Here is a 12,197-nt window from a genome sequence, read left to right as displayed (position 1 = left end):
GACCACACCCACCAACTCATCGCCCCCTGGCACGACCGCCTCTCCGTCGCCGCCGTCAACGGCCCCACCGCCGTCGTCGTCAGCGGCGACAACGAGGCCCTGGCGGAGCTGGTCGCGGTCTGCGAGCGCGACGGCGTCCGGGCCCGGGTGATCCCGGTGGACTACGCCTCGCACTCGGCGCAGGTCGAGCGGATCCGCGAGCGGCTCGCCGGGCTGCTGGCCGGGGTGCGGCCGACGGCGAGCAGGGTGCCGCTCTTCTCGACGGTGACCGGCGACTGGCTGGACACCACCCTGATGACCGGCGACTACTGGTACACCAACCTGCGGCGGACCGTGCTCTTCGAGACCGGGGTGCGCGCGCTCGCCGACCAGCGGTACCAGGTCTTCCTGGAGGTCTCGCCGCACCCGGTGCTGACCCTGCCGGTCCTGGACGGCGCGGCGGCGGCCGGCGTGCCCGACGTGCTGGCCACCGGCACCCTGCGGCGCGACGAGGGCGGCCTCCCCCGGCTGCTCACGACGGCGGCCGAGCTGTGGGTGCGCGGAGTGCCGGTCGACTGGAGCGCGGTGTACTCGGGCGGCGGCGGGCGGCGAATCGAGCTGCCGACCCACCCCTTCCGGCGGCAGCGCTACTGGTTGAGCGCCGACGCTCCCGCCGGCACCGGCGCCGAGGGCGACGACGGCGCGTTCTGGCGGCTGGTCGCGGACGCGGACCTGGCCGCGACGGCCCGCACGCTGGCGGTGGACGCCGGGTCGCTGGGCGAGGTGCTGCCGGCGCTGAACGCCTGGCACCGCCGGCAGCAGGAGAGTTCGGCGCTGGAGTCCTGGCGCTACCGCGTCCAGTGGCAGCAGCTGCCCACCCCCGCGCACGACGCGTTCGGCGGCCGCTGGCTGCTCGTGGTGCCCGCCGGGCACCCGGCGGACGACGTGGCGGCGCTGGTCGAGGCACTGGGCCGGGACGGCGCCGAGGTGCGCACCGTCGAGCTGGGCGAGCGGGAGGTGGAGCGCTCCGCCGCGGCCGAGCGGCTGGCCGCCGCGACGGCCGAAACCGACGGCGGCGCCGAGGGCCTCACCGGCATCCTGTCGCTGCTCGCGTCGGCCGGTGAACCGCACCCGGCCCACCCGGCGCTGCCCACCGGCGCCGCGCTCACCCTGGCGCTGATCCAGGCGCTGGGTGACCTGGGGGTGGGCGCGCCGCTGTGGTGCGCCACCCGGGGCGCGGTGTCGGTCGGCGTCGGCGACCCGCTGACCGCACCGGACCAGGCCCTGGTCTGGGGCACCGGCATGGTCGCCGGGCTGGAGCACTCCGCGCGCTGGGCCGGTCTGGTCGACCTGCCGCCGGTGCTCGACTCGCGCGCCCTGGACGCCGTGCGGGCGGCGCTGACCGGCGCGACCGGCGAGGACCAGCTCGCGGTCCGCCCGGCCGGTCTGTACGCCCGCCGGCTGGTCCGCGCCCCGCGCCCCACCGTGCCGCGCCGTGCCTGGCGACCGCGCGGGACCGTCCTGGTCACCGGCGGCACCGGCGCGCTCGGCCCGCACCTCGCCCGGTGGCTGGCCCGGGGCGGCGCCGAGCACCTGGTGCTGCCCGGCCGGCGCGGCGCGGACGTCCCCGGAGCGGCCGAGCTGACGGCCGAACTCGCCGAACTCGGCACCCGGCTGAGCCTGCCGCGGTGCGACGTGGCCGACCGCGAGGAGGTCGCCCGCCTGCTGTCCGACCTGGAGGAGCGGGGCGAGCCGGTCACCGCCGTCTTCCACGCCGCCGCCTACATCGAGCTGGCGCCGCTGGACGTCGTCCCGGTCGACTCCTTCGAGCGGGTGGTCGCCGCGAAGGCCGCCGGTGCCAAGCACCTGGACGAGCTGCTGGACCGCGAGCTGGACGCGTTCGTGCTGTTCTCCTCGATCGCGGGCGTCTGGGGCAGCAGCAACCACGCCGCCTACTCGGCGGGCAACGCCTACCTGGACGCGCTCGCCGAGGCCCGCCGCGCCCGCGGACTGACCGCCACCACCGTCGACTGGGGCGTGTGGAAGGCAGCCAACCCCTGGGCCGAGCGGGAGACCCTGGACGAGGCCGACTTCCACCGGGTACAGCGCCAGGGCCTGCCGCTGATCGACCCCGAGCCTGCGGTCACCGCGCTGCAGCACGCGCTGGACGACGACGAGACGGTCATCGCCCTGGCCGAGGTGGACTGGGCGCAGTTCTCGGCGGTCTTCACCTCGGTGCGGCCCAGCCGCCTGCTGACCGGGGTCCCGGAGGTCCGTGCGCTCGGCGGGACGACGGCGGCGCCGGCCGCCACCCCGGCCGCCTCGGTGCTGCGCGAGCGGCTGGCCGGACTGCCGGAGGCCGAGCAGACCCGGGTCGTCCTCAACCTGGTGCGCGGCCACGCGGCCGAGGTGCTGGGGCACGGATCGGCGGAGGCCGTGCCGGCCGGCCGGGCCTTCCAGGAGCTGGGCTTCGACTCGCTGACCGCCGTCGAGCTGCGCAACCGGCTCAACGCGGCCACCGGGCTGCGGCTGCCCGCCACCCTGGTCTTCGACTACCCGTCGGCCGGGGTGCTGGCCGAGCTGATCCGCTCCTCCCTCCTCGGTGAGCGCTCCGACGCGGCCGACGACCCGGGCGTGCGGACCGCCGAACCCGACGAGCCGATCGCGATCGTCGCGATGGGCTGCCGGCTGCCGGGCGGGATCGGCACGCCGGATCAGCTGTGGCAGCTGCTGGTGGAGGGCGGTGACGTGGTGTCCGAGTTCCCGGTCAACCGCGGCTGGCCGCTGGACACCCTGTTCGACCCCGACCCCGACCGGCCGGGCACCTCCACCACCCGCCACGGCGGCTTCCTGCACGACGCGGGCGACTTCGACGCCGAGTTCTTCGGCATCTCGCCGCGCGAGGCGCTCGCCATGGACCCGCAGCAGCGGCTGCTGCTGGAGACCTCCTGGGAGGCGCTCGAACGGGCCGGCATCGACCCGGTGGCGCTGCGCGGCAGCAGCACCGGGGTGTTCACCGGCGTCAACTACCAGGACTACGCCGCCGCGGTGGCCCAGTCCGCGGAGAACGAGGGCCACCTGCTGACCGGCAGCGCGGCCAGTGTGGTCTCCGGCCGGGTGGCCTACACGCTCGGCCTCGAAGGCCCGGCGATCACCGTCGACACCGCGTGCTCGGCCTCACTGGTCGCGCTGCACCTGGCCGCCCGGGCGCTGCGCGCCGGCGACTGCTCGCTCGCACTGGTCGGCGGCGTGGCGGTGATGTCCACGCCGGGCGCGATCCTCAGCTTCTCCCGCCAGCGCGGGCTCGCCGCGGACGGCCGCTGCAAGGCCTTCGCGGACGCCGCGGACGGGATGGGCATGTCCGAGGGCGCCGGCGTGCTGCTGGTCGAGCGGCTCTCCGACGCGCGGCGCAACGGGCACCCGGTGCTGGCGGTGCTGCGCGGCTCGGCGGTCAACCAGGACGGCGCCAGCAACGGTCTGGCCGCCCCCAACGGGCCCTCGCAGCAGCGGGTCATCCGCGCGGCGCTGGCCGACGCCGGCCTGCGGGCCGCCGAGGTCGACGTGGTCGAGGCGCACGGCACCGGCACCACGCTGGGCGACCCGATCGAGGCCCAGGCCCTGCTGGCCACCTACGGGCAGCAGCGGCCGGCCGAACTCCCCCTGCTGGTGGGCTCGGTGAAGTCCAACGTCGGGCACACCCAGGCCGCCGCCGGGGTCACCGGGGTGATGAAGGCGGTGCTGGCGATCCAGCACCGCCTGGTGCCCGCGACCCTGCACGTCGACCGGCCCTCCGGCAAGGTCGACTGGTCGGCCGGCGCACTGTCGCTCGTCACCGAGGCGGTGCCGTGGCCGCAGGCGGACCGCCCGGCCCGGGCCGGGGTGTCCTCGTTCGGCATGAGCGGCACCAACGCGCACGTGATCCTGGAGGAGGCACCGGCCGCCGACGCCGCGCCGGTGACGCGGGACGCTCCGGACGAGCCGGTCGCCTGGCTGCTCTCCGGCCGCACCGAGGAGGCCGTGGACGACCAGTTCGACCGGCTGGCCGAACGGCTGGCCGACCGGGACGCCGCCCCGTCGGCCGTCGCCCGGACGCTGGCCGGACGGACCGCCTTCGAGCACCGCGCGGTGCTGGTCGGCGACGGCGCACAGCTGCGGACCGGCCTCGCGGGCGGGGCCGCGCACCTGGTGCGCGGCCGGGACACCTCGGACGGGCGCACGGTCTTCGTCTTCCCCGGCCAGGGTTCGCAGTGGGCCGGCATGGCCGCCGCGCTGCTGGACACCGAGCCCGCGTTCGCCGAGCGGATCGCGCAGTGCGAGCAGGCGCTCGCGCCGCACGTCGACTGGTCGCTCACCCGGCTGCTGCGCGACGCCGAGCCGCTGGAGCGGGTCGATGTCGTCCAGCCCGCCCTGTGGGCGGTGATGGTCTCGCTCGCCGCGCTCTGGCAGCACCACGGCGTCCACCCCGACGCCGTCCTCGGCCACTCGCAAGGCGAGATCGCCGCCGCGGTCGTGGCCGGTGCGCTGAGCCTGGAGGACGGCGCCCGGGTCTCCGCCCTGCGCAGCCAGGCCCTCGACGCCATCGCCGGAGAGGGCGGCATGGTCTCGCTCGGGCTCTCCGCCGAACGGGCCGAGCAGCTTCTCACGCCCTGGGCCGACCGGATCTCCGTCGCCGCCTACAACTCCCCCACCACCACCGTCGTCGCGGGCGAGAGCACCGCCCTGACGGAACTGCTCGCCGCCTGCGAACGCGACGGCGTGCGGGCACGGGCGATCCCGGTCGACTACGCCTCGCACTCCCCGCACGTCGACCGGCTCCGGCGGCGCATCCTGGCCGACCTCGCCGGAGTCGAAGCCCGGCTCCCGCGCATCCCGATGTTCTCCACGGTCACCGGCGACTGGCTCACCACCCCGCCCGACACCGCCTACTGGTACACCAACCTGCGCCAACCCGTCCTGCTGACCAAGGCCCTGGAGGCCCTCCACGAGGCCGGCCACACCCACTTCGTCGAGACCAGCCCGCACCCCGTCCTCGTCCCCGCCGTCGAGGAGACCCTCGACACCGCCGTCACCCTCCCCACCCTGCGCCGCGACGAAGGCGACCGACGACGCCTCCTCACCTCCCTCGCCCACGCCTGGACCACCGGCCTCACCGTCGACTGGAGCGGCCTGCTCGACGCGGGCGAGCGGACCGACCTACCCACCTACGCCTTCCAGCGGCGCACCTACTGGGCGCAGCCGAGGCAGTCCGGTACGGGGGATGTCGGCGCGGCGGGCCTGGAGACCACCGGCCACCCCCTCGTCGGCGCCGCCGTCGACATCGCCGACACCGGCGAAACCCTCCTCAGCGGCCGCATCTCCCTGCGCACCCACCCCTGGCTCGCCGACCACGCCGTCAACCACACCGTCCTCCTCCCCGGCACCGCCTTCCTCGACCTCGCCCTCCAGGCAGCCCACCACACCGACACCCCCCACCTCGAAGAACTCACCCTCCACACCCCCCTCACCCTCCCCGACCCCACCCCCCACCACCTCCAGATCCGCATCACCACCCCCGACACCACCCACCACCGCACCGTCACCATCTCCTCCCGCCCCGAACACACCACCACCTGGACCCTCCACGCCACCGGCACCCTCACCACCCCACCGCCGGCGAACGCTCCGGAGGAGGACCTGGAGGCGTGGCCGCCGCCCGGCGCGGAGCCCGTCCCGGTGGAGGGCCTGTACGAGCGCTTCGAGTCGTTCGGCTACGGCTACGGCCCCGCCTTCCGGGGCCTGACCGCCGCCTGGCGACGCGGCGACGAGGTCTGGACCGAGGTGCGGCTGCCCCAGGACCAGCACGGCCAGGCGGCCGCGTTCGGCCTGCACCCGGCCCTGCTGGACGCCGCGCTGCACGGCCTGTGGCTGGTGCCGAAGGACGGCGCCGACCAGCAGGAGGAGCCGGGCACGGCACGGCTGCCGTTCGCCTGGACCGGCGTGCGGCTGTACGCGGCAGGCGCCACCGTGCTGCGGGTGAAGCTCTCCTACGACGCGACCGGCTCGGTGGCGATCACGGTGGCGGACCCGACCGGCCGCCCGGTGGCCTCGGTCGAGTCGCTGGTGATCCGCCCGGTCGAGCTGGCCGCGCTGCGCGCCGCGCGACCGGCCGGCGACTCGCTCTTCCAACTGGACTGGCAGCAGGTCGCCCTGGAGCCGGCCGCCGCGCCGGCCGCGGACTGGGCGGCGGTCGAGCTGGGCGCGGCGCTGCCGCCGGCCGCCGCGGCGCCCGCAGGTGTTCTGGTGCACTGCGCGCCGGCGGGACAGGACCCGGCGGGCGTCCGCGCCGCGCTGGCCCACACCCTGCGGCTGCTCCAGACCTGGCTGGCGGACGAGGACCGCGCCGAGTCGACCCTGGTGCTGGCCACCCGGGCGGCCGTCGCGGTCGACGAGGCCGAGGGCGTCGCCGACCTCGCGGCGGCGGCGGTGCGCGGACTGGTCCGCTCGGCGCAGTCCGAGCACCCGGACCGGTTCGTGCTGGTGGACACCGACGACCCGGCCGCGCTGCCCGCCCTGCTGCCCGCGCTCGCCGCCGGTCACGAGCCCCAACTGGCCCTGCGCCGGGGCACGGTGCTGGCCGCCCGGCTGACCCGCGTACCGGCGGCCGAACCTGCGGCCTTCACGCCCGCCGAGAGCGGCACCGTCCTGGTGACCGGCGCGGGCGGGGTGCTCGGTTCGCTGGTCGCCCGGCACCTGGTGACCGCGCACGGTGTGCGGCACCTGCTGCTGGCGAGCCGGCGGGGCACGGACGACCCGGCGACGGTGGCGCTGGCGGCCGAACTGGCCGGACTCGGCGCGCGGGCCTCGGTGGCGGCCTGCGACCTCGGCGAGCGCGCCGCGGTGGCCGAGCTGCTCGCGGGCGTCTCGCCCGAGCACCCGCTGACCGCCGTGGTGCACTCGGCCGGCGTGCTGGACGACGGCGTCGTCGAGTCGCTGACCCCAGAGCGGATCGACCCGGTGCTGCGGCCGAAGGTCGACGCGGCGCTCCACCTGCACGAGCTCACCCGCGGGCTGGACCTGTCCGCGTTCGTCCTCTTCTCCTCCGCCTCCGGCACGGTCGGCAGCGCCGGCCAGGGCAGCTACGCGGCGGCCAACGCCTTCCTGGACGCCCTGGCGCAGCAGCGCCGGGCCGCCGGACTGGCCGGGCAGTCGCTCGCCTGGGGCCTGTGGGAGCCCCGCAGCGCCCTGACCGGCCGGCTGGACGAGACGGACCTGCGCCGGCTCGACCGGGGCGGGGTGGCGGCGATCTCCGCCGAGGAGGGCCTGGCGCTGTTCGACACCGCGCTCGGCTCGGCCCGGGCGCTGCTGCTGCCGGTCAAGCTGGACCTCGGGAAGCTGCGGGCGCAGACCGGCGCGGCCGGTGTCCCCGCGCTGTTCCGGGCGCTGGTGCGCGCACTGCCCCGGCGGATCGCCGCCGGGGACGACGCGGCCGAGGCCGGTTCGCTCCGGCGCCGGCTGGCCGTGATGGGCGCCGACGAGCGCCTGACCGCCCTCGTCGAGCTGGTCCGGGCCCGGGTCGCCGAGGTGCTGGGCCACGACGGCCCGCAGGCGGTCGACCCGGACCGGGCGTTCAAGGAGGTCGGCTTCGACTCGCTGATGGCGGTGGAGCTGCGCAACCGGCTGAACGCGGCCAGCGGCCTGCGGCTGCCCGCCACGCTGGTGTTCGACTATCCGAGCCCGGCCGCGGTGGCCGACCACCTGGCCGAGCGGCTGCTGCCCGCCGTCCCGGCGCCGTCCGGGGCCGGTGCCCCGGACGGCGGGGAGGCCGACGTCCGCCGGCTGCTGGCCGCCGTCCCGCTGGAGCGGCTGCGCTCGGCCGGGCTGCTGGACAGCCTGCTGGCGCTCGCCGAGCCGGCGTCCGCCGAGCCCGACCCGGACGCCGACCCGGACGCCGCCGACCCGGCCGACGGGGATCCCGGACAGCAGGAGGCGATCCGCGCCATGGACGTCGCGGACCTCGTCCGCCTCGCGATGGACGGCGACCGTGCCTGACAGCCCCCCGGCGGCGATCCCGCCGACACCCGTACCACCGGCACCCGTACCACCGGCCGACCCGCGGCCGACGTCCGAGAGGGAGCAGAAGACCATGCAGACCGACGAGGTGGTCGAGGCCCTGCGCGCCTCCCTGCTCGCCAACGAACGGCTGCGCGAGGAGAACCGGCGGCTGACCGACCGGGCCGGCGAGCCGATCGCGATCGTCGCGATGGCCTGCCGCTACCCCGGCGGGGTGCGCGGGCCGGAGGACCTGTGGGAGCTGCTGCTCGCCGAGCGCGACGCGGTCTCCGGCTTCCCCACCGACCGCGGCTGGGACATCGAGGGGCTCTTCGACGCCGACCCCGACACCCCCGGCAGCTTCTACACCCGCGAGGGGGGCTTCCTGCACGACGCGACCGCGTTCGACCCCGGCTTCTTCGGGATCAGCCCGCGCGAGGCGCTGGCCATGGACCCGCAGCAGCGCCTGCTCCTGGAGACCTCCTGGGAGGCGGTCGAGCGGGCCGGCATCGACCCGCACACCCTGCGCGGCAGCGCCACCGGCGTCTACGCGGGGGTGATGTACAACGAGTACGCGGCCCGGCTGCGCAGCGTCCCGGCCGAGCTGGAGGGCTTCCTGGGCACCGGCAGCGTGCCGAGCATCGCCTCCGGCCGGATCGCGTACACGCTGGGTCTGGAGGGCCCGGCGGTGACCCTGGACACCGCCTGCTCGTCCTCGCTGGTGGCGATCCACCTGGCCTGCCAGGCGCTGCGGGCCGGTGAGATCGGCCTGGCGCTGGCGGGCGGGGTGACCGTGATGTCCACGCCGGGCCTGTACGTCGGCTTCAGCCGCCAGCGGGGCCTGGCCCCGGACGGCCGGTGCAAGCCCTTCGCGGACGCGGCGGACGGTGCCGGTTTCGGCGAGGGCGTGGGGCTGGTGCTGTTGGAGCGGCTCTCCGACGCCCGGCGGCTCGGCCATCCGGTGCTGGCCGTGGTGCGCGGCTCGGCGGTCAACCAGGACGGTGCCAGCAACGGCATCGCCGCGCCCAACGGCCCCTCCCAGCAGCGGGTGATCCGGGCGGCGCTGGCGGACGCGGGCCTGACGGCGGCCGAGGTGGACGCGGTCGAGGCGCACGGCACCGGCACACCGCTGGGCGACCCGATCGAGGCCCAGGCGCTGCTCGCCACCTACGGGCAGGACCGCCCGGCGGACCGGCCGCTGCTGCTGGGCTCGCTGAAGTCCAACATCAGCCACACCCAGGCCGCGGCGGGCGTCGGCGGGGTGATCAAGACGGTGCTGGCGATGCGGCACGGCATCGTCCCGCCGACCCTGCACGCCGAGCGGCGCACCGAGCAGGTCGACTGGGAGGCCGGCGCGGTCGAGCTGCTGGCCGAGGCACGGGACTGGCCCCGGACCGGCCGGCCGCGCCGAGCGGGGGTCTCCTCCTTCGGGGCGAGCGGCACCAACGCGCACGTGATCCTGGAGGCCGCGCCGCCGCTCGAAACGCCCGCCCCGGACGCGGACCCGCACGCAAACGGCCCGGCCCCGGACCCGCACGCGGACGGCCCGCACGCCGACGGCCCGGCGCCGCGCACCCGCGGCCCGCTGCCCTGGGTGCTCTCCGGCCACACCGCGCCCGCACTGCGCGCCCAGGCCGAGCGGCTGCGCGCACACCTGCTGGAGCGTCCCGACGCGGGCCCGGCGGAGGTCGGGCACGCACTGGCGACCACCCGCGCCGCCCTGGACCACCGCGCGGTGCTGGTCGCGGAGGACCGGGACGGCTTCCTGGAGCGGCTCGCGGCGCTGGCCGCCGACGAGGAGGCGCCCGGACTGCTGCGCGGCCGGGCGGGGACCGGCGGCGCGCTGGCCATGGTGTTCCCCGGACAGGGCACGCAGTGGGCCGGCATGGCGATCGAACTCCTCGACCGCGAACCGGTCTTCGCCCGGCGGATGGCCGACTGCGCGGCGGCGCTCGCCCCGTGGTCGGAGCGCTCCCCGGTGGAGCTGCTGCGCTCGGGCGAGCCGGTCGAGCGGGTGGAGGAGGTGCAGCCGCTGCTCTTCGCCGTGATGGTCTCCCTGGCCGCCGTCTGGGCGTCCTACGGCGTCGAACCGGCCGCGGTGGTCGGCCACAGCCAGGGCGAGATAGCCGCCGCCGTCGTCGCCGGCGCGCTGAGCCTGGAGGACGGCGCCAAGGTGGTCGCGCTGCGCAGCCGGGCACTGCGGGCGCTCGCCGGGCAGGGCGGGATGCTCTCCGTCGCGCTGCCCGCCGAGCAGGTCCGGGCCCGGATCGAGCCGTGGGGCGAGCGCCTGGCGCTGGCCGCGGTGAACGGGCCGTCCGCCGTCGTGGTGTCCGGCGAGCCGCGGGCGCTCGCCGAGCTGACGGCCGAGCTGACCGCCGCGGGCGAGCGGGCGAGGGACGTCCCGGTGGACTACGCCTCGCACGGCCCGCAGGTCGCCGCCGTCGAGCAGGAGCTGCTGCGCGAGCTGGCGGGCATCACGCCGCGGGCGGGCCGGGTGCCGTTCTACTCCTCCGTCACCGGCGCCCCGCTGGACACCGCCGGGCTGGACGCCGCGTACTGGTACCGCAACCTGCGCCGCACCGTGGAGTTCGAGGCCGCCACCGGGGCCCTGCTGGCCGACGGCTACCAGGTCTTCCTGGAGGGCGGCCCGCACCCCGTGCTCACCCCCGCGATCCAGGACAGCGCGGAGGCGGCCGGCGCGGACGCCTGCGTGCTGGGCACGCTGCGCCGCGGCGAGGGCGGCCCGGCCCGGTTGCTCGCCTCGCTGGGGGAGCTCCAGCTGCGCGGGGTGCCGATCGACTGGGACGCCGTCTTCGGCGGTCGCCCGGCGGCGCCGGTGGAGCTGCCGACCTACGCCTTCCAGCGCGAGGACTACTGGCTGGACGACGTCTCGGCGGCGCCCGGCGACCTGGCGGCGGCGGGCCTGGAAACCGCCGGGCACCCGCTGCTGGGCGCCATGGTGACGCTCGCCGACCAGGACAGCGTGGTCTTCACCGGCTCGCTCTCGCTGCGCACCCACCCGTGGCTGGCCGACCACGCCGTACGCGGCTCGGTGCTGCTGCCCGGAACGGCGTTCCTGGACCTCGCGGTCCGGGCCGGCGACCAGGTCGGCTGCCCGGTCGTGCGGGAGTTCACCCTCGGCGCGCCGCTGGTGCTGCCCGAGCGGGGCGGCGTACGGCTGCGGCTGACGGTCGGCCCGCCGGACGGTCGCGGCGAGCGGCCCGTCACCCTGCACGCGCAGTCCCCCGAGGCGGACCCGGAGGCGGCCTGGGTGCGGCACGCCGAGGGACTGCTGGGCGCGCCGTCCGCGGCCGAGGCGGTCCGCGAGGGCGAGGAGCTGGACCAGTGGCCGCCGGCCGGCGCCGTCCCGCTCGACCTGACCGGGATGTACCCGCGCTTCGCCGCGGCCGGTTTCGGCTACGGTCCGGCGTTCCAGGGGCTGACGGCGGCCTGGCAGCGCGGCGGGGACCTGTTCGCGCAGGCCGAGCTGAGCGCCGGTCAGCAGGGCGAGGCGGGCCGCTACGGACTGCACCCGGCGCTGCTGGACGCGGCCCTGCACGCCACCGGGCTGGGCCCGGCGGCCGAGGGGCGGATGCCGTTCAGCTGGACCGGCGTGACCCTGCACGCCTCGGGCGCCACGGCGCTGCGGTTGCGGCTGACCCCGACCGGTGAGAACACCCTGGCGCTGGCCGCCGCCGACCCGGCCGGGCGGCCGGTCGCCACGGTGGACGCGCTGGTGCTGCGCCCGGCCCCGGCCGACGGCGCGCCGGGCACCCCCCGGGGGAACGAGTCGCTGTTCGGCCTGGAGTGGGTCCCCGTCGAGGCCGGCGCCCCCGTCGACACCGCCCGGTGGACCCTGCTCGACGCACCGGACGACCTCCCGGGGCTCACCGACGCCCCGCCGGTGGTGCTGGTGCGGGTCGGCGGCGCGGCGAGCGTCCGCGAGTCGGCGCACCGCGCGCTCGGCCTGCTGCAGGGGTGGCTGTCGGACGAGCGGTTCACCGGCTCCCGCCTCGTCCTGGTGACCGACGGGGCGGTGGCCACCGGCCCGGACGAGGACGTCCCCGACCTCGCGCACAGCGGCGTCTGGGGCCTGGTGCGTTCGGCGCTGGCCGAACACCCCGGCCGGTTCGGTCTGCTGGACCTGCCCGCGGACGCGTCCGCGCTGCTCCCGGCGGCGGCCGCCGCGC

General features: G+C 77.1%; 2 protein-coding genes. Both read left to right on the top strand.

Features of this window, described 5'->3' with window-relative positions:
* The coding region (locus ABZY91_RS39490) for an SDR family NAD(P)-dependent oxidoreductase (protein WP_355408776.1) at window positions 1-8,007 on the top strand (8,007 nt) is incomplete at its 5' end.
* A 94-nt stretch (window positions 8,008-8,101) separates the two neighbouring features.
* A partial coding sequence (locus tag ABZY91_RS39485; protein ID WP_355408774.1) for a beta-ketoacyl synthase N-terminal-like domain-containing protein occupies window positions 8,102-12,197 on the top strand: 4,096 nt, incomplete at its 3' end.

It is taken from the genome of Kitasatospora sp. NPDC002965 (assembly GCF_040611255.1).
Lineage (GTDB): Bacteria > Actinomycetota > Actinomycetes > Streptomycetales > Streptomycetaceae > Kitasatospora.
Note: the sequence above shows the minus strand (reverse complement) of the source record. Positions and strands in the feature narration are given on the sequence as shown.